General features: G+C 53.5%; 21 protein-coding genes and 1 tRNA gene. 10 read left to right on the top strand and 12 right to left on the bottom strand.

Annotated elements, in window-relative coordinates; all coding sequences use genetic code 11:
- Positions 1 to 26: 26 nt before the first annotated feature.
- From SH678x_RS15820 to nuoH, 7 genes are all read right to left on the bottom strand, one after another.
- Positions 27 to 461 carry a hypothetical protein gene (locus SH678x_RS15820; RefSeq protein WP_496919422.1) on the bottom strand — a complete coding sequence of 145 codons (435 nt, stop codon included), beginning with the start codon at positions 459 to 461 and terminating at the stop codon, positions 27 to 29.
- Between the two features lie 31 nt (positions 462 to 492).
- Positions 493 to 2,220 (bottom strand): NADH-quinone oxidoreductase subunit N, encoded by a 1,728-nt coding sequence (locus SH678x_RS15815; protein WP_496919421.1) that lies wholly within the window; start codon positions 2,218 to 2,220, stop codon positions 493 to 495.
- A 43-nt stretch (positions 2,221 to 2,263) separates the two neighbouring features.
- Positions 2,264 to 4,078: a complex I subunit 4 family protein gene (locus SH678x_RS15810; RefSeq protein WP_496919420.1), complete on the bottom strand. Its 1,815-nt coding sequence runs from the start codon at positions 4,076 to 4,078 to the stop codon at positions 2,264 to 2,266.
- Between the two features lie 102 nt (positions 4,079 to 4,180).
- Complete coding sequence (gene nuoL / locus SH678x_RS15805) at positions 4,181 to 6,652, bottom strand: NADH-quinone oxidoreductase subunit L (RefSeq protein WP_496919419.1); 2,472 nt, start codon at positions 6,650 to 6,652, stop codon at positions 4,181 to 4,183.
- Between the two features lie 32 nt (positions 6,653 to 6,684).
- A complete protein-coding gene (gene nuoK / locus SH678x_RS15800) occupies positions 6,685 to 7,044 on the bottom strand; it encodes an NADH-quinone oxidoreductase subunit NuoK (protein ID WP_496919418.1) in 360 nt (119 codons plus the stop codon).
- Between the two features lie 6 nt (positions 7,045 to 7,050).
- On the bottom strand, positions 7,051 to 7,623 hold the full coding sequence (locus SH678x_RS15795) for an NADH-quinone oxidoreductase subunit J family protein (protein WP_496919417.1): 573 nt from the start codon (positions 7,621 to 7,623) through the stop codon (positions 7,051 to 7,053).
- A gap of 3 nt (positions 7,624 to 7,626) precedes the next feature.
- Positions 7,627 to 8,859: an NADH-quinone oxidoreductase subunit NuoH gene (gene nuoH / locus SH678x_RS15790; protein WP_496919416.1), complete on the bottom strand. Its 1,233-nt coding sequence runs from the start codon at positions 8,857 to 8,859 to the stop codon at positions 7,627 to 7,629.
- A gap of 312 nt (positions 8,860 to 9,171) precedes the next feature.
- Between nuoH and SH678x_RS15785 the strand changes: the two genes are divergently transcribed.
- Positions 9,172 to 10,425 carry a glycosyltransferase family 2 protein gene (locus SH678x_RS15785; protein ID WP_496919415.1) on the top strand — a complete coding sequence of 418 codons (1,254 nt, stop codon included), beginning with the start codon at positions 9,172 to 9,174 and terminating at the stop codon, positions 10,423 to 10,425.
- A 34-nt stretch (positions 10,426 to 10,459) separates the two neighbouring features.
- Here SH678x_RS15785 and SH678x_RS15780 read toward each other — a convergent pair whose 3' ends face one another.
- The gene (locus SH678x_RS15780) at positions 10,460 to 11,851 is read right to left on the bottom strand and encodes an SDR family oxidoreductase (RefSeq protein WP_496919414.1); all 1,392 of its coding nucleotides are present in this window, start codon (positions 11,849 to 11,851) and stop codon (positions 10,460 to 10,462) included.
- 228 nt (positions 11,852 to 12,079) lie between these two features.
- Between SH678x_RS15780 and SH678x_RS15775 the strand changes: the two genes are divergently transcribed.
- Positions 12,080 to 13,306, top strand: coding sequence for a glycosyltransferase (locus tag SH678x_RS15775; RefSeq protein WP_496919413.1), 1,227 nt, complete (start codon positions 12,080 to 12,082; stop codon positions 13,304 to 13,306).
- A gap of 35 nt (positions 13,307 to 13,341) precedes the next feature.
- Positions 13,342 to 14,442, top strand: a complete 1,101-nt coding sequence (gene glf / locus SH678x_RS15770; RefSeq protein ID WP_496919412.1) for a UDP-galactopyranose mutase — start codon at positions 13,342 to 13,344, stop codon at positions 14,440 to 14,442.
- On the opposite strand, the gene SH678x_RS15765 is transcribed toward glf, so the two are convergent.
- From SH678x_RS15765 to SH678x_RS15750, 4 genes are read right to left on the bottom strand one after another with little or no spacing between them, the layout of a single operon-like run.
- Positions 14,439 to 15,644, bottom strand: a complete 1,206-nt coding sequence (locus SH678x_RS15765) for an NADH-quinone oxidoreductase subunit D (RefSeq protein WP_496919411.1) — start codon at positions 15,642 to 15,644, stop codon at positions 14,439 to 14,441. The genes glf and SH678x_RS15765 overlap by 4 nt on opposite strands.
- 3 nt (positions 15,645 to 15,647) lie before the next feature.
- On the bottom strand, positions 15,648 to 16,178 hold the full coding sequence (locus tag SH678x_RS15760; protein ID WP_496919410.1) for an NADH-quinone oxidoreductase subunit C: 531 nt from the start codon (positions 16,176 to 16,178) through the stop codon (positions 15,648 to 15,650).
- Between the two features lie 35 nt (positions 16,179 to 16,213).
- Positions 16,214 to 16,843 (bottom strand): NADH-quinone oxidoreductase subunit A, encoded by a 630-nt coding sequence (locus SH678x_RS15755; protein WP_496919409.1) that lies wholly within the window; start codon positions 16,841 to 16,843, stop codon positions 16,214 to 16,216.
- 42 nt (positions 16,844 to 16,885) lie between these two features.
- Positions 16,886 to 17,434, bottom strand: coding sequence for a NuoI/complex I 23 kDa subunit family protein (locus SH678x_RS15750; RefSeq protein ID WP_496919408.1), 549 nt, complete (start codon positions 17,432 to 17,434; stop codon positions 16,886 to 16,888).
- 776 nt (positions 17,435 to 18,210) lie between these two features.
- On the opposite strand from SH678x_RS15750, the gene csrA reads away from it, so the two are divergent.
- The 7 genes from csrA (at position 18,211) to SH678x_RS15715 (ending at position 25,345) form a co-directional block, all read left to right on the top strand.
- Positions 18,211 to 18,423, top strand: a complete 213-nt coding sequence (csrA, locus tag SH678x_RS15745; protein WP_496919407.1) for a carbon storage regulator CsrA — start codon at positions 18,211 to 18,213, stop codon at positions 18,421 to 18,423.
- A gap of 219 nt (positions 18,424 to 18,642) precedes the next feature.
- A tRNA-Glu gene (locus SH678x_RS15740) sits at positions 18,643 to 18,714 on the top strand.
- Between the two features lie 128 nt (positions 18,715 to 18,842).
- Entirely contained in the window at positions 18,843 to 20,264 is a 1,422-nt protein-coding gene (locus tag SH678x_RS15735) for a matrixin family metalloprotease (RefSeq protein WP_496919406.1), read from the top strand.
- Positions 20,265 to 20,342: 78 nt separating this feature from the next.
- On the top strand, positions 20,343 to 21,155 hold the full coding sequence (locus SH678x_RS15730; protein ID WP_496919405.1) for a PEP-CTERM sorting domain-containing protein: 813 nt from the start codon (positions 20,343 to 20,345) through the stop codon (positions 21,153 to 21,155).
- A gap of 133 nt (positions 21,156 to 21,288) precedes the next feature.
- Complete coding sequence (locus SH678x_RS15725; protein WP_496919404.1) at positions 21,289 to 22,110, top strand: PEP-CTERM sorting domain-containing protein; 822 nt, start codon at positions 21,289 to 21,291, stop codon at positions 22,108 to 22,110.
- A 7-nt stretch (positions 22,111 to 22,117) separates the two neighbouring features.
- Positions 22,118 to 24,115, top strand: coding sequence for an alkaline phosphatase family protein (locus SH678x_RS15720; RefSeq protein ID WP_496919403.1), 1,998 nt, complete (start codon positions 22,118 to 22,120; stop codon positions 24,113 to 24,115).
- A 204-nt stretch (positions 24,116 to 24,319) separates the two neighbouring features.
- Positions 24,320 to 25,345, top strand: coding sequence for a DUF1559 family PulG-like putative transporter (locus tag SH678x_RS15715; RefSeq protein ID WP_496919402.1), 1,026 nt, complete (start codon positions 24,320 to 24,322; stop codon positions 25,343 to 25,345).
- The last annotated feature ends 130 nt before the right edge of the window (positions 25,346 to 25,475 follow it).

Raw genomic sequence — 25,475 nt, 5'->3', positions numbered from 1 at the left:
CGCCGCGGCGGACCGGATAACATCGATTAGGTACCGGCGGGTTGCTGCTGTAATTCTTGGAGGGCTTCGAGATGACCCTTGGCCATGCCGAGCGATTCTTCGGCCAGCACCTTGACGGCTGGGAAAGGCTGCAACTGGCCGATCAATTGCTGAATCGAATCGATATCCTGCTGCTGGTATCCAATGGCCGAAGTGAGTTGGTAGTCGATGCCCAAATCGTGCGTGTCGGTGTATTCCATAGGGAATTCACCAGAACGGAGCGGTGCGCCCATGTCGGTGAGCATGTGGCCGATGCGGTCGGTCAGCACATCCTGATCGCGGGCGATCGATTCGAGTGTGTCCATGATGTTCTCACGCCCGGGGGGCACGTAGGGCCGCGAGTAGCGTAAGTATTGGGGAAACGACTTGGCGACAATCGCCATCAGTTGAGCCAGCAGCGGGTAGACTAATGCTTGATTCATCGTGCTATGAAAAACGAATGGGTGCTGGAGTTCAACTGAACAATTGCGAAACGGCCAAATCGGTCCAACTGGCCAGGGCATTAGGTAGCAGGCCGAAGATAATTACTGGCACGGCAACGACAAACACAAACGCCGCAGGCAAGAATCCAAGCGTCACGGGGCCACGGGAATCAGGCTCGGGATCGATGCACATCACTTTGGCAACGCGCAGATAGTAGACGAGCGATATTGCGGTATTTAACGCCGCGACGACGAACACGCTCATCATCAACGGCCCGCCCGTGATGTACAGCGATTGCAGTACGCGGAGCTTAGGCCAGAATCCAGCCAGTGGCGGCAGACCAATCAAGCTTATTAGCACGGCGGTCATCAACACAGCCACGAGTGGCGCGGATCGCACGAGACCGGCGTAATCGGCGATCTCTTCGCTATGCATAGCATTGCGGAGGAAGGCGACCACAGCGAACGCCGAGAGATTCATGAACAAATAGATGGCTATGTAGAGCAGCAGGGCTGATACGGCTTCGCGTGCTTCGGGCGCGTCACGGCCAGCCAAGGCCACGGCGGCGGCAATGGCCATCATCATGAAGCCGGCATGAGCGATCGTGGAATAGGCGAACATGCGTTTGATGTTTGTTTGCCCATAAGCGGCGAGATTGCCAAACGTGCAAGTCACGACCGCCACGATGGACACCAAGATCACGAAGAATTGGCGAACGGGGGAGAGCGGTCCACCACCGACGTCGGTTGCCTCGGTTTCGGTGTCGACTTGATTGGCCAGCACAGCTTTGTGTGTCGGTGTGGAGTCGTCGGCAGTTGCCACCAGTGCGGCGACCGTGGCGGGTGCCTCAACGGGTGTTGTATCTGGGGCGAGCCCCATGCCCAATCCCACACGGAGCAACAAGATCATCGCCGCAGCCTTGGATGCCACGGAAAGGAAGGCGTCGACTTCGGCGGAAGCTCCTTCGAAGACGTCGGGGCACCAGAAGTGGAACGGCACGGCGGAGAGTTTGAACGCGAGTCCCACGCCCAGCATCAAGCCCCCCAGCACAAGTACCATCACCTTTAGACGGCCATCGCCGGAAGTGAGCAAATTAGGGATATCGAGGGCAGCGAGTTCGATGGCTAACGTTGGGATGTGTACGGTACCCAACACGCCCGCGAGCAGGCTGATGCCGTACAGCATGACGCCCGCAGTGCCGGCGCCGTAAACGGCGTACTTGAGAGCCGCCTCGCTACTGCGTTGCCGGCCTTTGACGATGCCCGCCAAAACATAGGACGGAACGCTCGCCATTTCGACGCTCATAAAGAGCATCATCAAATGATTCGAGGAAGCCATCAGGCACATTCCAAGAATCGAACCCAACACGAGGCAATAATAATCCTGGCTGTCCTTCGGCGTGGCGATGCCCGTGAGCCGCGACAGGATGATAAACAGCACGGCAAAAATCAGCAGAAAAACGCGAATAAAGGCGGTCAGCGTGTCGTAAACCAACATGCCGGTGAACAGCTCTTGGCGTTCGAGGGTTTGCCACGAAGCAAAACCTTCAGAGGGCAAGGCAAAACACAAGGCCGTGATCGAGCCAATCAGTGCGAGCACGAAGGGGGGGATCAGCTCGCCCCCTTTGAACACGCGAACCAGCAGCATTACGACAATCGTGCCGCACAGCGCGAGCTCGGGCTTGAACAACGGCAAGCTCGTGTCGAGCGTGTTCGTGATGAGCGTATCGACAGTTTGTTGGAGTGTGACAGGTTCCACAGTTATTGCTTTATTTTCGTGTCGCTAAGCCGCAAGCGGCTGATTAATTATGGGTGGTGAGCTGGGCGACTTGGCCTTCGCGGTTGCCCGTGGGCTTGAGCGCGGTGGCCCGCTCGTCGTGTTCTTGGGTCCAAGCGGCCAGATTGTTGATCTGTTGATCTACCGAGGGCTGCATGTATCGGAGCAATATGTTGGGATAAACACCGAAGACGATCGCAAAAATAACGAGCGGGATACCGATCGACAATTCACGGGAGGTGATTGGTGTAAGGGCTTCGCCGTGGGGACCTTTGTACTCGGGACCGAGATAGACACGCTGAATGGCCCAGAGAATGTAGGCGGCCGTGAGGATCACAACCGCCGCGGAAATGACCGCGAGAATATAGCTGAATTTCCACACCGAAAGCACAACAAAAACTTCGCCGATGAAACCGCACAAGCCCGGCAGACCCAGACCGGCAAAGAAGATGACGATGGCGATGCCACTATAAACGGGCATTCTGGAAAAGATGCCGCCGAACTTATCGAGATCGCGATGGTGGACGCGGTCGTACAGCACGCCGACGCAAAAGAACATGCCAGCCGAGCTAATACCGTGGGCGATCATTTGGTACATGGCCCCGTTGGCACCGAGTTTCCAGAAGTCGGGGTTGTATCCCGTCGAAGCAACGGCACTCCAAACGCCCAAGCCGAGGACCACGTAACCCATGTGGCTCACGGAGCTGTAAGCCACCATCCGCTTGAAGTCCTTTTGAGCCAAGGCGGCGAACGCACCGTAGACCATGCTCAACACGCCGATGAAGCAAACAAAGTAGGCCAAGGTGTAGCCTGCGTCGGGGCAAATGGGATAGCAGATACGGATAATGCCGTAGCCACCCAGCTTCAACAGGATTCCCGCCAGGAGCATCGAAATCGGCGTGGGGGCTTCGACGTGGGCATCAGGGAGCCATGTGTGTACCGGTACGCTGGGAACCTTGATGACGAAGCCGATGAACAGCAGCAGGAAGGCCCACCATTGAATACTCTGCCCCCAAAGGGCTTCACCATCGAACAGATCGGTGTGCTGGCCCATTTGCTGGAGGGCCAGGATATTGAACGTATGGAGCTGACGGCGCTGAGTGGGATCGGCTTCCGCCATGATTTCAGAGTACTTTTGGGCCAGCGGAGTATCACTCTCTTGCCAAGCCGAAAGGGCTTGCTCGGCATTGGTTTCCTCTGTGACGTTGATGATGCCAGCTTCGGCCAGTTGTTGGGCATTGAGTCGCGTGAGGTCGCTGTTGAAGTACAGCATCAGAATCGCGATCAACATCAGCACGCCGCCGACCAAGGTATAGAGGAAGAACTTGATCGCGGCATATTCACGCCGTGGGCCACCCCAAACACCGATGAGGAAGTACATCGGCAGGAGCATGACTTCCCAGAACACATAGAACAGGAAGAAGTCGAGCGCTAAAAAGACGCCAAGTACGCCCGTTTCCAACAACAGGAACAGAACGCAGTACGCCTTCACATGCTTGTTGATGGGCCAACTGGCGGCCATCGCCAGCACAAAGAGGAACGTGGTCAGCACCACGAGCGGGAAGCTGATGCCATCCATTCCCATGAAATATTGAATACCAAAGGTGGGAATCCAAGCGAAGTTGAACAGGTTTTGCATTCCGGCCACGCCGGCTTCAAATTCAATCGAATCCTTGAAAAAGAATCCCAGCGACAAGACGAACACAACCAGTGTGACCGCCAAGCTCATGAGTCTGTACGTTTCGTCAGACAAACGGGGCAGCATCGCAAGTAGCAAGGCTGCTATTGCCGGTAGGAAGACTAAAAGGCTCAGATAAACCGCGGGGTCGCTGAGTGTCATAATTGGTCGCCGCTATCTTTCAAAGTGAACGTATTAACCACGAATAATGCTAATTAAAACAAACGATTCGTGTGATATGTGTTATTGCAGGTGATAAATCAATCAGGTGGGAACCAAATAGCTCTGGACGAACGTGATGGCCACGAACAAGAGCACCGTCCCCACGACGATGAACATGACATATTGACGCAAGTTGCCGGTTTGCAGGCGGCGGAGCCAAAGCCCCAAGCCCCAAGTGCCACTGGCGAACGTGTTGACCGTGCCGTCGACGACGGTTTGGTCGAACAGGAAGTCGACCACTTTGGACAGTCCCCGGCAAATGGCCGCGGCACCGTGGATGATCGAGTCGATAATGCCCCGATCAAACCAGGCCGCGAAGCCACCGATCCAGAGGGCAGGCTTCACAAAAATGTAGTGATACAGTTCGTCGAAGTACCATTTGTTCCAAAGGAATGTGTGGAGCGGCTTGAAGCTTTGCTTCAGCTCGGCCGGGTTCAAGAAGCCCCACAGGTAGATGATCGTCGAGAGCAACAAGCCTGTACCGGCGGCAGTGATGGCCGCGATGGCCGCGGGCTGCTTGAGATTTGGTTCGTGACTCAAAAGTTCGTTGGGCACAACAACGTCCCACAATTCGCCTTGCGCCGTGGCCAAAGTGCCGAGGGGACGCGTTTGATCAAGCATGTCGTAGACCCCAAAGATCGGCCAGCCGATGGCAATGGCGAAGATCGACAACACGATCAATGGCGTGGTCATCACGCGGGGAGATTCGTGGGCATGATCGAAACGATGATGATCTCGTGGCTTGCCGGCGAAAGTCATGTACCAGAGGCGGAACATATAGAAAGCTGTGACCGCGGCGCCCACCACTGGGAACCACTTCAAGAACAGCGAATGCTGGGGGCTCTTGTCGGCATAGTTCCAAGCCTGCTCGATGATCGCATCCTTCGAGAAGTAGCCGCTGAAGCCAATGTTAGTGAAGGGAATGCCGGCACCAATAATCGCCAAGCAGCCAATCAACATGGTGTAGGCCGTGATCGGCATTTTCTTCCGCAAGCCGCCCATGTAGGTCATGTCGTTGGTGTGGACGGCGTGAATCACTGAGCCGGAACACATAAACAATAGGCCTTTGAAAAAGGCATGAGTGATCAAGTGGAAGATACCGGCGACCCAGCCGCCGAGGCCCAGGGCAAGCATCATGTAGCCCAGCTGGCTGACAGTGGAGTACGCGAGCACACGCTTGATGTCGGTGGCCGTGATGGCAATCGTCGCGGCGATGATGGCGGTGATGCTGCCGATATAGGCGATCACCAGCAGCGCTTCAGGAGTAAAAATCGGGTAGCAGCGCCCCACCAAGTACACACCAGCCGCGACCATCGTGGCGGAGTGGACGAGCGCGGATACCGGGGTGGGGCCTTCCATCGCGTCGGGTAGCCACACATGCAGCGGGAATTGTGCGCTTTTGCCGACGCAGCCACAGAAGATGCCGACGCCGGCGATGAAGAGGAGCCACTGGCCGGCGCGGTTTTTGGGTTCGGCGTCGGCGAGTTCTACACCGCCCGCTGAAGCGGGCTTGCCGAAGTCTCGGATTTCTTCTTCGATCATGCCCTGGGGGGGGACGATGTGGTAATCGTTTTCGGCGGTGCGAAGCTGGCTGAATACGCCGGCCTCAACAACTTGGCCCTCAGTGTTTTTGATGTCGCCGAAGTTGAATGTGCCGATGCTCGACCACAGGGCCATCATGCCGATCAGCATGCCGAAGTCGCCGACGCGGTTGACGATGAACGCCTTGTTGGCGGCGGTCGAAGCACTTTTGCGCTCGATGTAAAAGCCGATCAGAAAATAAGAGGTGATACCCACGAGTTCCCAGAAGCAGAACACCATCGCGATATTTCCCGCGATGACGATACCCAACATGCTAAAGCAGAACAGCGACAGATATTGGAAAAACCGATAGAAGCGGCCTTTGCGGTGGAGATGCTCGCCATTGGAAAGGGTGACTTCGTGATCGACAAACGGCTCGTGCAATTCGTCGTGCATGTAGCCGATGGCGTAGAAATGCACGCACGAGGCGATGAGTGTGACCATACAGAACATGCCGACCGTCAGGGCATCGATGTAGTAGCCAATGGTTAACTTGAGATCGCCGAACTGGCCGAGCGTGTACCAATTGCCGCTGATGTAAGCGGGGGCTTCATTATTGATGGTTGGGTCGACGTGATGGTGGGGGTCGGCGTCCTCGGCGCGGGCGTCTTCGGTGACGGTGTGTTCGTCGGCGTGATCCGCGGAGGCGTGTTCACCCGTTGCACCGCCCGCTGAAGCGGGCTCGCCTGCGTGGGATTCAGTGTCGTGTTCGACGTGGTGGGTTTCTTTGATGGGGTAGTTGGGAAGCCAAACGCCGAACAGTGCTGTGAAGCTCAATACCGCGGAGGTGACAATGGCGAGCGTTGCCAAATACCCGCCGAACTTGCCGTGCGGGCCCATGTACTTGCCAAACAGCACGATAGCCACGAACGAGGCCAACGGCGTCAGCCAGGCTAGCATCAACAGGAACGGTAATGTCGATTGAGGATCCATCAGAAACGCATGTCCCAGAGTTCGTTATTCCATCAACCGCTCAACTGATCGGCGTGGTCGACGTCGATTGAGTCGTGGCTGTTATAAAAATTAAGGACAATCGCCAGGGCCACGGCGGCTTCGGCCGCGGCGAGCACAATCACGAACAGCGCGATCAACTGGCCGTCGAGTCCGAGCGAATGTTCATCAGCTCGCAGATACTGGCTGCCAAAGGCGACGAAGTTGAGATTCGCTCCGTTAAGAACGAGCTCGATTCCCATCAGCACACCGAGGGCGTTGCGCTTGGTGGCCATGCACAAGGCGCCGCAGACAAATAAGACCGCGCCGACGGAAACGTAGTGGGCAACGCCCACGGGTTCGGTCAGGATATTGGCGATAGGTAAGTCAAACATCGTCGTTTACTTCATGGATTCGATGGTGCGGGTGCGACGGGCACGGGCCAAGTAGGCTGCCCCGATGAGCACAACCAACAAGTGCACCGAGACGATTTCAAACAACAACAAATAACCAGGACGATCCGGGGCATCGGTGCGAGCACCCAGCAGACCCATCGCAATCGGTGTGACCGTATGCGTCGTGGGAACAGCTTCCGCGGCGGTACGTTCCATGCCACGCCATTCGGGAATGCTGAACGCGGCATAAATCAACACGAAGAGCAGCGCTCCACCGGCGAGAAAGCCTTTGACCCAATCGCCAGCCCAGGTTTTCATTTCCACGAACCGTTCTTGGGAGGTGAGCATGACGCCGAAGATCAAAAGAACAAGCGTGCCACCCACATAGATCAACAACTGCATCGCGCCGACGAAATCGGCACCGGCCAGGAACATCAAGCCCGCAGCAGCACCGAGCGACAGTACCAAGTAAAACGCCATGCGTACGATGTTGGTCGAGACCAACACGCCGACGGCGAATGAACAGGTAATCGCGCTAAACAGCCAGAAGAAGAACGACGGCCAATAGATGCTTTCCATGGTTTAGAGCGCCTTTCTCTCGGCGCCGTTTGACGCGGCAACTTGATCGGTGGTTGGTTTGCCTTCAGGAATTTCTGGAAACCGCGGTGCCGGCAAGCCTTCGCCGATTTCAAACACAGCAGGATTCATCGGCATCACACCAAAGAAGTTGCGATCGGGAATTTTCAACTGCCAGAAGGTCGCGCCGAGGAACATCACTGCGGCGATGGGGGTGCAGTATTTCAAACAAGTGGTCATCACCTGATCGATACGCAAACGGGGCAAGGTCCAGCGAATCCACATCATGACGCAGACGCCGATCGTGCCTTTGAAAATAACATTCAGGGCACCGAGGAACTGCCCGATGTAGGCTGCGAAAGCGCCGTTTTCGGGGGTGAGGCCCAGCATTTCGGACACTGGAATCGGACCGTTCCAACCCCCGAGGAAGAGGATCGAGGCCAAGATGCTCACCGAGAACATCGAGCCGTATTCCGCCATGAAAAAGAAGCTCCAACGCAGGCCGGAATATTCGGTGTGGAAACCGGCGACGAGTTCGCTTTCCGCTTCAGCCAAGTCGAAGGGGGCACGGTTGACGCTTGCGGTTGCACACGTGAAGTAAACCCAAAACGTGATAAACGTGAACGGGTCGTGAAAGATCATCCAATTGGTGAACCAACCGGCTTGGCGGTCGCCAATCACAATCAGATCCAGAGATCCAGCGATCAGTACAGGTACAACGATGCACATACCCAGGGGAACTTCGTAGCTCACCACTTGAGCGGCTTCGCGCATCGCCCCGAAGAGCGACCACTTCGAGGCCGATGAATAACCCGCCAGGATCACGCCGAATACCTCAAGGCCCAGGACGGCGATCACGAAGAACACGCCCGTGTTCAAACGCTGCGGGATCCAAGGATAGTCGCCGCCTGCGAAGGGGATGGCGATAAAAGCCGCGATCGAGGCACAAAAGCTCACGTAGGGAGCGATCTTGAAGAGAAAACCGTCCGCCCCCGCGGGCATCAGGTCTTCTTTGGTAATCAGCTTGAGACCATCGGCCAGTGTTTGCAGCCAGCCAAATTTGCCGCCGACGCGGGTAGGGCCAAGGCGATCTTGGATACGGCCAGAGATTTTGCGCTCGAGCCAAATAAAGATCAGCGCACCAACGGCCACCAAGTTGATAATCAGCGCGATGTGGACCAGCCCGGCGATGGTATACGCCAGCCAAGTCCAGATGTACTCGGACAGAAACGAGGCCACTTGTTGGTTCTTCCTCAAACCAGCGGAGCCAATGCTATCTGTATACCCCCATGTGAGGGGGCCGGGCCCCACCGCAGGGACCGATAGCATGCACCCAAAACGTTTGTAGACTGGCAGTTACCTGCCGGTCTATTTAAGATTGTGAAATATGGCACAAGCCCTTGAAGCTGTACACCCCCAGACAAAAAAACCGTGCTAAATACGTGGTTTTGTGACCCGATCTGATGATTTGGCGTACGACTTTTGGCGGGACAGATAACGAGACTCGCATCTCCATTACAAACCCCGCATTTTACAACCGAGAGTACCAAATTGATCGTTCTTGCCGGTGTCGCCGCGACCTGTTTGATGGGCTTGGTCGTGATGCAATCGGTTTTGGTATGTGCCTTTGTGAGGGCCTTGCGACGATTTGAGATTCCCCTGCTTGCCGATGAACAGGCCGTCCCAGCGGTTGTTGTGCTCTGTTTGCGGGGAACCGACCCCTTTCTCAAAGACTGTTTGATGGGATTGTTTAATCAAGACTATCCCAACTATCGAGTGCGCTTGATCGTCGATTCGGCGGATGATCCGGTCCATCTGGTTCTCTCTCAGATTCTGAACGATGTGAGAGGAGTGCCATTCGAAATCGAGAATCTGCAAGAAGTGAGTCCCACTTGCAGTTTAAAGTGCAACGCTTTGCGCCAAGTGTTAGCAGCACTCGACCAAGAAGGCCAAATCATCGCGCAGCTCGATGCCGACACGATCCCACATCGAACCTGGCTCCGAGAGTTGGCAACGGCACTCCAAGGAGATGATGTTCTCGTGGCGACCGGCAACCGTTGGTACATGCCCCAGAAAATCTCCGTTGGCTCGGTCGTTAGATATGCATGGAATGCGGCGGCAGTTGTGCAAATGTACTGCTACAAAATTCCTTGGGGAGGCACCGTAGCCTATAAGTCGCGGCTGGTGAGTGATACCGATTTTTTAGCCAAACTTGGCAATGCATTTTGTGAAGACACGATGCTTCATTCCCAGGCTGCCCTATTAGGGATGCGCGTCGCGTTCGTGCCGAGCTTGATGATGATCAACCGCGAGAATGTTTCGCTGGGCGGCTTTTATCGATGGGTGACAAGGCAATTACTGAACGCACGGCTTTACCACCCCGCTTGGCCCGCAGTGGTTCTTCACGGGGTTGTCTCGACGCTTGCGCCCCTGTTTGTGGCCATGATGGTTGGTGTGGGATTGATCACGGGCAACGAATGGGTAGCTGTGATTTCGGCGACCGCTTTTTTGATTTGGGCCGTGTCTTTGGCGCTGGCGATTCTGCCCATGGAGTTATCGGTACGGGCAATCGTCGCGCGGCGCGGCGATGACGCCGTATGGATTCGTGGGCTGTCGATATTGAAGTGCGCGGCTCTGATGGTTATTACACAATTTGTTTATCCGATTGCACTTCTTTCCGCATGCTTCGCAAAATCGACGGATTGGCGTGGAATCGATTATGAGGTCGCAGGCCCTTGGCAGATTCGTATGAAGAGTTATCAGCCCTATGATCGAACTGGTGTGACGCTGGACGAGTCGCTGTGAGTGTAATTGTAGGTTTGCATCAAAAGAGTCGTCGCTAAGTAAGCGAGACGAGAAATTCGCGTGGATTTGTAGGTTGTTTTGACTGAGCGATGGCGGCGAAGATTTGTGTTGGCAATCGATACACTTCTTCGCATGTTTCACAAATCCCTCGTTCGGCAGCAATCAGCACATCGCCGCTAAGCGTTAAAGTCCATTGCCCACCGCCGGGGCCAGTGAGGTCGAGACCAAGCATTTGGCACTGATCAATATCCTGCCTGGATTCAACCACCGCGGTCATCAAAAAATTTGCGACGTCGAACCACGGCTGTGGAGTGAGCGGGCGCCGTTTGCCCCAGCGATCTTGCTCGCCAAAACGCAGAAACTGGTGAAGCATTGATTCGTCGATAACGGGGCAGGGAAGGTGCGCCGCGTATTTCTTTAAGTTTGCTGTTTCGAAAATCGGGTCGCTGTATTCGTAGTCGCGATAGAGGGTTGAATTGTCATAGGCATGGCGTTTCAGGTCATTGTCATTCCTAGGAGTATCTTCAGCAGGTCCAACAAACTCGACACCGGTTGAATTATAGTAGCTGCAGCCGGCTGCGATCATATCGCGTGGAGTCATGCGGACATCAGGAGCTAAGTGATAGGTTTGGCCATGAGCAGCGGGAGTACAAACCAAATGAGCGATCACCGCCGCGGTCCAGTCGACGGGGATGACGTTGCGTTGCTCGTCCCCGGTGAGGTGGAGTTGAACTTCCGTGTATCTTATGCCATTCGCATCGGGCTCAACACTTTGTGCCAGGATCGACATGATTTTGAGATACATGAACAACCCGTGATAAGTGTTCGTATATCCGGTGCGTGAATCTCCTGCGATCACAGCGGGCCGATAAACTGTGAGATTGGTTATGAAAGGATCGCTACGAACCAACTGCTCCGCTTGCAGTTTGCTTCTCTCGTAATCGTTCCGAAATGACTGGCCGCAATCGAGTTCGGACTCGAGGATCACGCCATCGCGCATTCCACAAACGTAGGCTGTTGAAAGGTAATGCAGCTCCCGGATGTCGGTTGCGTGACAAAGCTCAAGCACGTGGCGAGTACCATTAAGATTCGTAGTCCACGGTTCGCCATTACCTTCTGCAAAAAATGTAAGCGAGGCGGCACTATGTACGATGGCCGTGCAATGCTCAGTGAGCCAAGTGACGGCCGCGGGATCGAGACCAAGCAAAGGTTCCGTCACATCGCCCACTAAATAAATGGGACGACTCAGCATCATGCCGAGTTCCTGCTCCCATTGTTGCAATATCGTTTCGATTCGCTGCTGAACAGTTTGCTTGGTGGTTGCCCGGACAACGACAGCAAGTTTCTTATTGGCCAATAAGAGATCTCGGAGCAGATAACGACCCAATAAGCCAGTTGATCCTGTCAGAAGTATGTATCCAGGCACGTGCCAACCTTTCCCTATCGAACTGCCAAACAACAGAACCAGCTCTCAGTTGGCCAAGTCCTCGACCACCTTGGACTGAGCCAATGAGGCCTGCGATTAAATGAAAAGGCACCATATTAAGCAGGGAAAGTCGATCTCGCAACAGGATGGATAGGTCGATACAATCCGACGCCCTTATGCATTCGCATGCCTTAAAATTACAAATCTTAATACAAGCGTATTTTTACTATGCTTTTAACAGTATCCAAATTCGTGGCCGGATGGTTAATCCTCTCGGCCGTGACTCAGTATGTCGTGAGCTGGATGTTCGTTCGTGTGTTTCAGCGACAACAACCAGTCCAGCCGTCGCTAAGAATCTGGCCGAAGGCGGGAATCTTGTTATCATTGCGCGGCGGGGATGAAGAGCTACCCACGGCGCTGCAAAGCCTGTTAGATCAGGATTACCCCGACTATGAACTGCATATCGTCGTGGATAGCGAACTCGATTCGGCTTGGCCGATCGTTCAAGGAGTCGTGGCTAAGAATCGTTCCGAGAATGTGTTTGTCAATACACTTCGCGAGCGGCCAACAACTTGCAGTCCGCATTGCGCGTCGCTGGCTCAGGCAGCGAAAAGCGCGCAGTCGTGCGAAGTGTTGGCCTTGGTGGACGGCGACGTCGTAGCACCCCGAAATTGGTTACGCACGTTAGTGGCCGGGCTTGACGAACCCAGCGTTGGCATGGTGCATGGCAACCGCTGGTATCGGTTCGACCAAACGGGTTGGGGCTCGGCGGCACGATACTGTTGGAATTCCGCGGCCGTCGTGGTTATGTATCTGTTTCATATCCCTTGGGGCGGAAGTTCCGCGATGCGCCGCCAAGACATGATCGATGCGGGGGTAATCGACGCTTGGCAGACCACGCTCAATCAAGACAATCCCGCGAAGGTCAAGATGAAACAGTTCGGGAAGCGAACGGTGTTCCTACCCGAGTTGATGATTCTCAACCGCGATGCCATCTCGTTGCCGATATGCACCGAGTTTTTAACCCGCCAGTTGATGTGGGCGCGCCTTTACTCGCCTGCACGACACTGGGTTTATTTGCTCATTCATGGCTGGTCAGTGCTGGCGATCGAAGCCGCCGCCGTGGGACTCTTAATCTATGGTTTGGCGACTCGCGATATGTCCCTCGTGCTAACGAATGCGTCGGGATTAGTGGCATTATCGCTCGCGATTCCACTGGCTTTGGCCCGCAATGAAAAGACGATCCGCAATGCTTTGGCGAAACGGGGCGAGCATATTCCCACACCGACGCTGGGGGCAATCCTCGGCTTTATTCCCAAGACGATTTTCACACAGGTTGTCTACGCGATTGCCCTTTACAAGGCGACCGTGCGAAAGCGGCTGAAATGGCGAAACGTCGAGTATGAAATTCTCGGGCCATGGGAAACGCGCGTGGCGGGTGATAAGGCGGCCTGAAAAGCATTTGCTTTCAATTTTTGGAGCATTGATTTATGCCTGCTGATTATGTGATCGTTGGGGCCGGCCTGTTTGGCGTCACGTTTGCGCGGAATGTCGCCGAGCAAGGTCACACGGTGGTGCTCATCGATAAGCGGTCACATATTGGTGGGAACTGCTTTACCGAGGATCGTGGCGGCATCCATGTTCATGTTTATGGCCCCCACATTTTTCATACGGATGACCCTGATATCTGGGAGTTTGTGCAGCGGTTCGCCAGATTCAATCACTATCGGCACCGGGGTTGCGTGCATTACAAAGGCCGCATTTTTTCGTTTCCGATCAACTTGCATACGCTGCATCAGTTGTGGGGCGTGACGACTCCGGCGGAAGCAGAACGCAAGCTTGCCGAACTGCGAATCCCTTGTGCCAATCCGCGTAATCTTGAGCAATGGATTCTTTCGCAGGTCGGCCGCGAGCTTTACGAAATTTTTATTCACGGTTACACGAGCAAGCAGTGGAATTGCGATCCCAAGGAACTACCGAGCTCGATCATTCGCCGAATTCCGATCCGACTTACCTACGACGACCGCTATTTCAACGACCGTTTTCAAGGGATTCCCATCGGTGGCTACACGGCAATGATCATGAACATGCTCGATCATCCGAATATTCGCTTTGAAACCGACGTGGATTACTTTGAGAATCAGCGTGAAGTGAAATCGCTCGGCCAGACATTGGTTTACACCGGCAAAGTTGATGAGTTCTATGATTATCGCTACGGGAGGCTGGAGTACCGCTCGTTACGATTTGAGCAAGAAGAGCATGTTGGCGATTATCAAGGAGTTTCAATCGCCAATTACACCGACCCGGCGGTTCCGTACACGCGGATCACAGAACACAAACATTTCGAGTTTGGGAATCAGCCCCATACAGTGATCACTCGAGAATACCCCGAGCAATACGACGAAACAAAGACTCCTTACTATCCGATCCGTGATGAAGCGAACAGCAAAGTCTACGACCGCTACCGTATGCTCGCACAGACGAGCAACGTCATATTTGGGGGACGACTGGGCACCTATCAATACTTTGATATGCACCAAGTGATCGCGCAGGCGTTGGTCGCTTCCAACAAAGTACGACTTGCCGCTTAGCGGTCGATCTCGCCCATCACGATGTCGAGCGAACCGACAATCGCCGGGACGTCGGCAATCAGGCAGCCCGCACACAACGGTCCCGTAACCGAGAGGTTGCAGAACGAACTGCTGCGGGCCCGCACTCGCCAGGGAATGGGGTTGCCATCGCTGACGATGTAAAAGCCCATCTGTCCGCGGGGGGCTTCGGTTTCGAGATACGCTTCGCCGACCGGCAGCTTTTGATTGAGCTTCATCGGCTCGCCATAACTGCCCGAGGCCGTGCTATAGCGTTCGATGGCTTGACGCACCAGATCGATCGACTGCATGACTTCGAGCATGCGCACGTAGAACCGATGCCAACAGTCACCCAGGACGGCTTCCATGGGAACCGCAGGATAATTGTGATCCTTCGGATAGTGGCCATTACGCTCAACGATCACTTCAAAGGCATAGCCTTCGTACATGGCCGTGTAGATTTCTTCGCCGTCACGGCGGAGGTCGTGATCAACTCCGCTGCCACGAAGCACGGGGCCACTCGTCCCGTAATCAATCGCCATCTGCGGCGTGAGAATGCCGATGCCTGCGGTGCGTTTGATAAAAATCGAGTTGGTGGTGAGTAACGTGTGATATTCAGCGATCAGAGGGACGAACTGATCAAGAAAGGCCGAGCATTTTTGCAGCCAGCCCGGCGGTAGATCAGCCGTCGCGCCACCGACCGTAAGATAGCTATACGTGAGCCGTGCGCCGCAAACTTCTTCAAACAGATCAAGGATTTTTTCGCGTTCGCGGAAGGCATACAGGAACGGGCTAAACGTACCAAGGTCGAGACCGTAAGCCCCCATACCAACCAAGTGGCTGGCGATGCGACCCATTTCGGAAATGAGAACCCGCAGATGACGGCCTTTCTCGGGCGGCTCATATTTCATGAGCTTTTCCACCGTGAGCGCCCAGCCGAGATTCATGTTCATCGCCGCGAGGTAATCCATGCGGTCGGTGTAAGGAATCCATTGCCGCGGGGTGAGATTCTCGCCGATCTTTTCCGCGCAGCGATGCAAGTAGCCGATGTGAGGCGTCACTTCGGAAACAATTTCGCCGTCGGTTCGCAGCACCAACCGCAACACGCCGTGCGTGCTCGGATGCTGCGGCCCCATATTCACCAACATTTCGTCGGTGCGGACGTCAAATTCCAAGACCCGAGGATCGTCGACAATTGCACTCATAAGTTATCTTCCGCGAATGCCATGATATTCCAGCGGCATTTCATAATCTTTGCGTAGGGGATGGCCAATCCAGTCTTCGGGGCAAAGGATGCGTCGCAAAAAGGGATGGCCAATGAAGTTCACGCCCGAGAGGTCATAAACTTCGCGTTCGTGCCAGTCGGCCGTACTCCAGACGCCGGAAACGGTGGGGACTTCTGGGAGGGTGCCAACTTGATCGTTTTTCCAGCGCGGTAGGATCACCTTCAGCACCAAACTGTGTTTGTGCTGCATGCTGAAGAGGTGATACACGACCTCGGTGTGCGGTTGCCAAATGCTTTTGGCGGCCTTCTTTTCATCGGTGTGCAAATAGTCGACGCCGGTGATGCTGTTGAGATAGTCAAACGCCAGCGTCGGCTCATCGCGCAAGTATTCGCAAACAGCGACGATGCCGTCGGGAGTGACTTCGATCCACGGATCGACGTTCTCAAAATTCGCACCTGAAATCTTGTCGCCAAACTTTTGCTTCAGCTGGTCGACGAATGCTTGTCCGCTCATGAAAGAAAGTTGTCGCTAAAGTGTGAGTTGAAAGTTTATGACGAGAGAACGGAAACACCCCTACGACTGCCTTCGGGACTAATGCGTGGCGGGGTACGCTGTACGATTTCGTCTTTGTGGCTGGTCGTGGCGTGGACCCAATCAAGATCTCCGCGTCGCCAGACGTAGGCGAAGCCCACCATCAAGACTGCGAAGAATACAAGGATGTCGGCAAACGAGGTCCACGCCAGGGCACTCGCGGTTTCGCGAACTCCTTCGGCCCCGCGGTCGCCCATGAGCGGCAGTGCTCCGAGTTCTTCAAACCGCATCGCCGCAATTGTTGACAACTGCTCGGCCGAGCCCGTCTCGCCAGCTTCAACAGCCAAGATGGGCACATCGGGTGAAGTCAACTGCGTGGCCTTGCCAAACACCGTCGCCCAAGGAAAAAAGAACGCGATTTCGACGTCGAAAATGATGAACAACAAAGCGACCACGTAAAAGCGAAGGTCGAACTGAACGAAACTCGAACCGATCACCGGCTCGCCACATTCGTAAACTTCAAGCTTTTCTTCGTTGGGCAGGTTAGGTCTCAGGAAGCGGCCTACGAGCAAATTGACGAACAAAAACAGCCCAGCAACGCCGGCAAATAATGCCAGGTAAGCGACTATTGCGGTGGGAGTTGCCATAAATCGTGCTCGGATAGGAGTGTTAGGTTGATCAGAGAACGGTTACTGATTCGGACCGCCGTGAACTGGCTCGGTGACGACTTTCGCTTGTGCCACGGCTGTGGGGTTCAGGGTTGATTTACCCCAAGCCACATCGAGCGGCAAACGCGAGAAGTCAACTATACAGCCATCGCGACTGTAACAACTCAGGTCGTGATTGGCACCCATGAAGATGCAATCGACGGGGCAGGGTTCGACGCACAAGGCACACAATAGACATTTGCTGTAGTCAATCGTGTAGCCAGTGATCTTGAAGCCTTTGCTGCCTTCGACACGCTCCTTGCCGATGTAGATGCAATCGACGGGGCAGGCTTTCGCACATTGATCGCAGGCGATGCAGGTCGTGAGATCAAAACGATGAAACCCGCGATAACGGGCTGCCACGGGCACAGGGAGTTCGGGGTACTCGAAGTGCTCGGTAAAAGTCTTGCGATCGGGCCGATAGGTTTTGAACCAGGTTCGCAAAGTCACCCACATACCGTGCGCGACCGTAAACACCGCCTCGAAAACATTTCCCAACCAGGGCCAGACTCGTTTGAGTCCTTGGATCATGATGTTCCTGAGATCCTCTCGCGATGCATGCACCTTGTCCGTCAAGCGGCTTCCGACCGACTTCGGACCAAGGATTGAAGGTAGCTTAACAGCAGAAACCCTGGATTATAGAGTGACTTAGCGATGTCGCAACCGCCCTTTGAGCATGAAGCGAAATTGGTATCGAGGGTCGGTGCAGCACAAAGATTATGGGCTCCAAAAAACTGAATTCTTCTTCAACCGATCCCATCGGTTTGATCGTAAAGATGAACCTGCTCAGTCATGTGATTTCGCTTCGGCTAGGGAAACTGGCGGGTACGGAGCCAAAAGAGTGGCTTGGAAGTGGCTGTCATGCGTCCAATTGGCAGATCAGATGACGAAAAAATTCGACAATTTCCGTTCTGGTGGCCAGCATGATCAGCTGTCTTGATGTTAGATCGCTAACAGACTTTACAGCAGAAGCTCTAGTGAAGTGAGTTTTCCTAAGTGTTTTTCTGGAAATGATTTACAACTTGCCTTGTATAATGCATGACCTCCTTGAGACGTAGAGAAACTTAGTGATTATGAAGAAGCCTTAATCACGTTTTATGCCGGTTTGCACAAAACCACCAATTAAGTCAGATTTACACTGTGGTCTTTTCCTTGACTACCGTTAATCACCACGTAGAGTGGATTAAGGGACTTTTTGTCAAGTCCCGAAAGTTTGCCCTTATGCGCTTGCTCCGGCAAGAAGGGATAAGGTCTGCAAACTCAGTTGGGGGCGAGATGAGAGCCTCCTTTTACGAAGGAATCGATCCATGTTGGTCCTGTCCCGAAAAAAGAACGAAAGCATTGTCATCAACGACGACATCACAATTGTCGTTGTTGAAATTCGCGGCGACAAGGTGCGATTGGGCGTGGAAGCTCCCAAGGAAGTACCCGTTCATCGTAATGAAGTTTACGAAGCCATCCGTCGCAATCAGACAGGTTCCAGCGAACAACCGACCGAACAAGATAGTGCCGCCGAATAATTGTGGCGAGCTTATCGTCGAGCGTTGTTCTTCCGTTTTTATGTGATTGATTTGTGATTCGCTTGCAGCAGTCAAAATTTTTCCTGCAAAAACTTCGTGAACTCTGTAGCTGTGGCCGGTCTTCCACTTGACGATTCGGCCTGCGTCCCGTACCTCTATATGTTCTTCGTGAGGGACTCGTTCACTCGCCGTGGACTGATCGTCTCTCTGGCCTTCAATGGCCCCTTCGTCTAGTGGTTAGGACACCGGCCTTTCACGCCGGCAACACGGGTTCGAGCCCCGTAGGGGTCACTTTTTTCTCTCGCCCGTCTGGCGACTTGCGCGACATTTTTCACAAACTTCGCGGTTCACCGAAAGTGCGTTTTTTGCAGGTCATGTGTAAACTAGATCGAGGCGCGTCTCGTTTGGGAACTCGGTTGATGAAGCAGCTTAGTTTGATCATTCTTTTTTGCGCGCTATGCTGCGGCGCACCGACCCATGTTCTGGCCTTCTATTCCAATGGCCGGTGGTCGACGACCGCTCTTAATGGGTGGACCGGTGCCTATGGCACGGGGGTCGATGTGACTTGGAGCCTAGTGCCCGACGGGACATTCATTCCAGGCGAAGGTGGCAGCAATCTGATCGCCTTTATGGATGGATTGTTCGGTAACGGCGGAGGAGGGACGAACTATCAGAATCGACCCTGGTTCCATTTCATCGAGGATTCGTTTGATCGTTGGTCGGAATTGGGTGGGCTCACTTTTCATTACGAAGACAACGACGACGGTGCGAATTTGCGCGGGTTATTTGGAGTGGAAAACATCCGTGGCGACGTGCGAATTGGCGGGGCCAACATCGATGGAGTTTCGGGGACACTCGCTTCGACAAGCTTTTTGCTCGACGCCGATTTGACCATTGATACCGCAGACTCGGCCTATTACAGCAACTCGATCAATGACTACCAAAACATGCGTAATACCCTGATGCATGAAATCGGCCATGCACTGGGTTTGGGGCACATTGATTCAACAACATCTATTTTTCTAATGGAGCCAGTTACAAGTGCGGCGGCTATCGTCGGACCCCAGTTGGATGAAATCCGAGGTTTGCACTATTTGTATGGCGACGTCAATGAGAAGGGGGCAGGCAATAATACCGCGGCCTCTGCTGTACCACTCAGTGTTTCGCCCGGCGTGGAGTTAGTTCGTGGAAAAGATCCCACTGTCGGCAATATTGTTACACAGATGGTAGAGACCGATTTTTTAAGCATCTCGAACCAGAATGATTTTGATTATTTTTCGTTCGAAATTACGGAACCAGCATTATTAGATTTGAGCGTTGTTCCCGTGGGGCAAAGCTACAACGAACGAATAACTGGCAGCGGCTCAGTCTACTCAACAACCTTTCCTTCGGCAGTAAGTGACTTAGGAATACAACTATATTCGCTCGTGAGTGGTAGCCCCGTACTACTCACGAACCAAAACGTGAATCCCACGGGACAGAATGAATCGATTACTGATTTCCTTCTTGAAACGCCCGGGGAGTATGCTTTTCGTATTTCAGCGAGCCCATCGGGGGTTCAGCTCTATCAATTTTCCTTGCTGCTTGAAACAGTGATAGTTGACCCTCCCAACCATCCCGGTGATTTCGATGGGGATGGCGACGTCGATGGGCGGGATTTTTTAGTTTGGCAGCAAGGAGAATCGTTCAACCCATTTAGCCCTTCGGATTTGGCGGATTGGCAAACGAATTTTGGCTGGGTCGAGGGACTTACTGCCAGTTACACAGTACCCGAGCCGACGGCTTGGGTTCTGTTGATGGGCCCGCTGCTGTGGGGAATCTGTCGCCGTGGGGTTTCATAACCAATTTTCAGCTCTTCCGTTGCGGTAAATACGTAGGAAATGGCGATTTGTTAAGATTGTTCAAGGAACAGCATTTTCATGCGCGAAATTGTTGAAATTGGTGGAAGCGCTTTTTATACTCAAGAGTCGCCGGCTGGGCTGATTGCCCGAACGGTCCTACCTTGCCCCGACGCATCTGGCGGCTGCGTTTCCGGCTTCAATTTTATTGATTTCTTAGATCAACTCGGAGAAACGCTCATGAAGGAAAATCAGTCCGGTTCCAAGCTGCCAGCCACAAAGCGTCGGCTTGCTTATTCTCTTGCCGCAGGTGCCGCCGCGGGTGCCGCTGCCGTTGGTGCTCCCGAAGCCCAAGCCGAAATCGTTTATTCGGGTCCTTATCCGATTAACATCTACCAATTCGGTGCGCTCAATCTTGATCTCGATGAATACGGCGCTTCCCCAGACATTAGATTGAAAAACTATGTCTTCGGTGCGAATTATATGGGAGCTACGATCACCACTTATCCTGGCAAATTGGTCGGCTTTAGCATTGGTCCTAATAATTATGCGTCCGCCCTTTCGGTTGGAGATTTGATCGATTCAACCACAGCAGGTCCATCCTTTTATGGATCGATGGCTTATGGTGCTGCAGATCCCAATGCGGAATTCAACAATGCCGCAGATGCCTATATCGGCTTGAGTTTTCCTAGCGGCCCCAACTTGTTCTATGGCTGGGTTCGCGTAGCGGTTGATCAAGCCGCTGGCACATTCTTGGTGAAGGACTGGGCCTATAACAACGTGTCAGGTGCTGGAATTCGTGCGGGTCAAATCCCCGAGCCTACCACTCTGGGCATGTTGGCTGCTGGTTCCGTAGGCCTGTTGGCCATGCGTCGCCGCAAGCAAGCCGCCTAGAAGAGAATTTCTCAAGCCGGATTGAATTCTTAATCACCGTGCCGCGAAGAGCTCAAACTTCGCGGCGCGGATTTTCCATTGATTACAACCGTGCGCTGTTGCGCACATTCTCGGAATTGGAGTCAAGCTAGAGATGAGCGCGCGGAAAAATACGAACCAAGAAGCTAACGGTATTAATAAGAAGCGGATTGCTTATGCATTGGCAGCTGGTGCCGCCGTCGCTTCGGCGGCTAATGAATCACAAGGTGCGATAGTTTATTCGGGCATAGCTAATTTTGCCATCGACCAAGGCTACTCTCGTACTTTGCGATTTGATCCAGATACTTTCGACGATGTTTATTTAAAGAACTATGTGTTCGGCGGAGGAAATTATCAAGCGCTGACCGTGGGTTTTGCACCTGGTAAAGTTGTGGGATTTAATCCTTATGGCACGACACCGTTTAAGAATTATGTGACTGCTTTAACGGAAGGATTCATGATTGATTCTTCTTCGGTAGGCCCAACCTTTTACGGCACACTTGCCTTTGGAGGAAATAATCCCAATGCCCAGTTCCAAAATGCCGAAGGAGCCTTTATCGGGATGTCATTCCCAGTCGGCCCAACGGATTTGTATTACGCCTGGATACGTGTGAACATCGACAATGAAGCGGGCACTTTTACGATCGTTGATTGGGCCTGGGAAGATCAGGTGGGCGTTGGGATCGCAGCGGGCGACACGGGTAGCTTACCTGGAGATTTAAATTTTGATGGCGAAGTGACAGGTCGCGATTTCCTGTCGTGGCAGCGTGGTGAAACTGATCCCGCCTTCAGCGTCGATTCACTGATCGAATGGCAAGACAATTACAATGGTGGTGCCCTTGTTGGTTTGACTGCGGTGCCTGAACCCATGAGTCTGGGTCTGTTGGCCGCTGGCGCTTCTGGTTTGGTTCTGATGCGACGACTTCGCCAACGGTAAGACTTCTATGGGAATTAGCCGACGTCTTACCGAAAAATCGCCCAAGCGAGTCTTGTTGGTGGGTTGGGACAGTGCCGATTGGCAAATGATTCAACCCCTCATGAAGCATGGGTTGCTGCCAACCACCGCCAAGTTTCTCCAGGATGGTGCTTGGGGAAATCTGGCCACGACGCGGCCGATCCTGTCGCCGATGCTGTGGAACACCATCGCCACCGGCAAGCGGCCTGTGCATCATGGCGTTTTTGGGTTTACCGAGCCGAACCCCGAAGGAACGGGCGTGCGGCCTGTTTCTAGCACGACTCGCAAGTGCAAAGCGTTGTGGAATGTTCTATCACAGTCAGGTCTGAAGTCGAACATTGTCGGCTGGTATGCGTCGCATCCTGCTGAGCCGATCAACGGCGTGATGGTCTCGAACCAATTCGAGCAATACAAAGAAACGGACGGTGCAGTTACACCACTGCCAAGCCAGTGCATTCATCCTGCCGAGTTGGCTGACGAACTTGCCGAGTTCCGCGTGCTGCCGAGCGAGATCGATGCAGGAGCGATTTTGCCCTTCGTGCCTCGTGCGGCAGAACTGCTGAATAAAGAGAAACATCGCTTAGGTCAGTTGCAGCATATGCTCGCCCAAACCGCGACGATTCATGCCGTCACGACGCATTTGATGACCAACACGGACTGGGATTTCACAGCGGTCTATTATGAGGGCATTGATCGTTTTGGCCATGTTTTCATGGAGTTCCATCCTCCGAAGATGGAGCAGGTTTCTCAAGAAGATTACGACGTCTACCAGCAGTGCATGGTTGGCATCTATCGGTTTCATGACATGCTGCTGGAAACACTTTTAAATTTGGCGGGCGAAGAGACCGCCGTGATTCTGATGTCGGATCATGGCTACTACAACGATCATTTGCGGCCCGATCCGCGCGAAGGTAAATCAGGACCGGTCGAATGGCATCGGCCATTTGGGATTTTCGCGGCAAAGGGTCCCACAGTGAAACAAGGGAGCCGGCTCTATGGCGCCAGCATTCTGGATGTAACACCCACGGTATTGCAGCTACTTGGACTACCTGCGGCCCACGATATGCCCGGCCGAGTGTTGGCGGAAATATTGGATGATGAGAAACCGTTGGGGCGGATCGAAAGTTGGGAAGAGATCGACGGTCCATCGGGAATGCATCCCGCGGACATGCGGTACGATGCCACGGAATCGCAAGCCATGCTCGAACAATTAGTTGCGCTCGGCTATGTGGAAGCTCCTTCCGAAGATGTCGAGAAGACAATTCGCGACACGATTGCCTCGAATCAGTTTAACTTGATTCAATCTCTAATTGATGCTCGTAACTACCCGTTGGCGATTGCCGAATTTGAAAAACTTGATCCTTCCTTGAAAGAGGCGCCGCCCGCCCAATTACTCTTGGCGTCTTGTCATCTCGCTTTTGAAGACAAGGCAGCCGCTCGTGAAATTTTGGAAACTTTGGCGAAGTCGACTTCTGACTCGCCGCGCATCCATATGATGTTGGGTGCGCTGGAGTTTGCCGAAGGCCACCCCGAGGAGGCTCTTAAGCATTTAAGCTTGGTAGAACAGTCTGAACCACGGCTACCCGGTTTGCATACGAAACTTGGTGACGTTTATCTTGATACCCGACGCTATGATCAGGCGATTGCTGCGTTTGAGAAAGCATTGGCGATTGATGCCGACAGTCCGATGGCCTATGCCGGTTTGGCACAGGCCAAGCTTAAAAAAGGGGAAGTCCAGGCCGCCTTGGATGATGCCCTGGTTGCGGCAGAATTGGTACACCACTTCCCGCGCGTCCATCTGACCATCGGCGAGGCCTTGAATGCCTTGGGCGATTACAGCGGGGCGGTCGAAGCATTGGAGCTTTGCATCAAACAGGCGCCACGGATGAAGCAGGCCCACGAGGCACTTGCTACGGCCTATCGCAATCTGGGGTATACAGACAAAGCGATGGCGGCGGAGCTCAAGGCCCAGGGAATGCTGGCCTAAAATCTTGCGCTAACCGTAAAGTCTTAGAAAGATTGACTTTAGAACCAAAATCGATAATCTTAACTATGCTGACGAGGGCGGATCGTTGGCTCGGGAATGTTGTTCATCCACTTTAACAAACTCCAAGTTATGCGGACCCAATCCATGCCCTCGTACCGTCGCTATCTGCATTGTCGAGCCTTTACGCTCGTTGAACTGCTCGTCGTGATCGCAATTATTGGCGTGCTGGTGGCTCTGTTATTACCGGCCGTGCAGGCGGCGCGGGAATCGGCACGGCGTAGTGCTTGCGGAAATAACTTACGGCAGATTGGTTTGGCTGCTCTGAATTATGAGTCCGCTAATAAGCGTTTACCGCCCGGTTACTTAGCTGGCAAAAACTTTGTTCGCCCCTGGTCGGAGACCTACAATTCGCAGCCGCAGCAATTGACTGGAGTATTCACGTTTATTCTGCCCTATCTTGAGGCGGCGAACGTCTCTGACCTCTTTGCGCAACAACTCCAACTAGGTATCGACTCGAACGACGAGCCATTCTTTTATGCTTCAAAACCCGTCACTTGGGCCGCTGCACAGGCACGGTTGTCTACGCTTTTATGCCCCAGCATGATTCCCGGATTGCCTACGGTAAGCATCAACCTGATGAATTACGGCGTACTATCAGGGGGGTATTTGAAAGTTGCTTTCAGCAATCTACAAAACTCAACTCCGGAAGATTTGCAGCTTGGTTTGACTCATTACCAGGGCATCCCAGGTATCTGGGGGCAGGTTGGACCTACCCTATTTTACAACACGGGTAACGGCAATCGTATTAATGATGACGAGCTATTGGGTGTTTTCGGGATTAGGAGCAAGACCCGATTGGGTCAGGTGAGCGATGGAACTTCGAATACGCTCATGTTTGGTGAGGCCCCTGGGAGTGTTGTTACAAATGTGAATGAACAGTTTCCTGACAATTCCCAGTCGGTCGTCAGCGGGTTTACGCGGGGAAATGCATGGGCAGGATTCGGAACTTTGCCAACGGCTATTGGGCTGGATGTTGCCTACGAGAACGGCAAGCCACAGGGATCGAGTTATGAAACCAAGTGGGGTTACTACGGTTCACTTCATGGAGATATTGTTCAATTTTGCTTTGTTGATGGATCAGTCCACTCACTTTCAAAGTCAACGGACATCAATACGTATCACGCGATGTCGACAATGCAAGGTCAAGAGGTTGTTCCAACCGAACTTTGATAGCGATTATCTATGGCCACCGACAATGGCGTAAACGGATGGATGATTTGAACAGTTCAATATTGAAATCGATTCTACCAATGCGGAAGCTGCTGCTTCTCATTTGCGTATTTTTTTTTTCAGGTTGTGG

This window comes from Bythopirellula superficialaquae (assembly GCF_059632245.1).
The sequence above is the reverse complement of the archived record's forward strand: the minus strand, read 5'-3'. Positions and strand labels throughout refer to the sequence as shown.

Bases quoted from the DNA above. Each gene is read 5' to 3' on its own strand.
- SH678x_RS15725 (WP_496919404.1), top strand. From the start codon at position 21,289: ATGAGCGCGCGGAAAAATACGAACCAAGAAGCTAACGGTATTAATAAG.
- SH678x_RS15820 (WP_496919422.1), bottom strand. From the start codon at position 461: ATGAATCAAGCATTAGTCTACCCGCTGCTGGCTCAACTGATGGCGATT.
- glf (WP_496919412.1), top strand. From the start codon at position 13,342: ATGCCTGCTGATTATGTGATCGTTGGGGCCGGCCTGTTTGGCGTCACG.
- SH678x_RS15760 (WP_496919410.1), bottom strand. From the start codon at position 16,178: ATGAGCGGACAAGCATTCGTCGACCAGCTGAAGCAAAAGTTTGGCGAC.
- SH678x_RS15730 (WP_496919405.1), top strand. From the start codon at position 20,343: ATGCGCGAAATTGTTGAAATTGGTGGAAGCGCTTTTTATACTCAAGAG.
- nuoK (WP_496919418.1), bottom strand. From the start codon at position 7,044: ATGTTTGACTTACCTATCGCCAATATCCTGACCGAACCCGTGGGCGTT.
- SH678x_RS15735 (WP_496919406.1), top strand. From the start codon at position 18,843: ATGAAGCAGCTTAGTTTGATCATTCTTTTTTGCGCGCTATGCTGCGGC.
- nuoL (WP_496919419.1), bottom strand. From the start codon at position 6,652: ATGGATCCTCAATCGACATTACCGTTCCTGTTGATGCTAGCCTGGCTG.
- SH678x_RS15755 (WP_496919409.1), bottom strand. From the start codon at position 16,843: ATGGCAACTCCCACCGCAATAGTCGCTTACCTGGCATTATTTGCCGGC.
- csrA (WP_496919407.1), top strand. From the start codon at position 18,211: ATGTTGGTCCTGTCCCGAAAAAAGAACGAAAGCATTGTCATCAACGAC.
- SH678x_RS15810 (WP_496919420.1), bottom strand. From the start codon at position 4,078: ATGACACTCAGCGACCCCGCGGTTTATCTGAGCCTTTTAGTCTTCCTA.
- SH678x_RS15720 (WP_496919403.1), top strand. From the start codon at position 22,118: ATGGGAATTAGCCGACGTCTTACCGAAAAATCGCCCAAGCGAGTCTTG.
- SH678x_RS15765 (WP_496919411.1), bottom strand. From the start codon at position 15,644: ATGAGTGCAATTGTCGACGATCCTCGGGTCTTGGAATTTGACGTCCGC.
- SH678x_RS15795 (WP_496919417.1), bottom strand. From the start codon at position 7,623: ATGGAAAGCATCTATTGGCCGTCGTTCTTCTTCTGGCTGTTTAGCGCG.
- SH678x_RS15750 (WP_496919408.1), bottom strand. From the start codon at position 17,434: ATGATCCAAGGACTCAAACGAGTCTGGCCCTGGTTGGGAAATGTTTTC.
- SH678x_RS15775 (WP_496919413.1), top strand. From the start codon at position 12,080: ATGCTTTTAACAGTATCCAAATTCGTGGCCGGATGGTTAATCCTCTCG.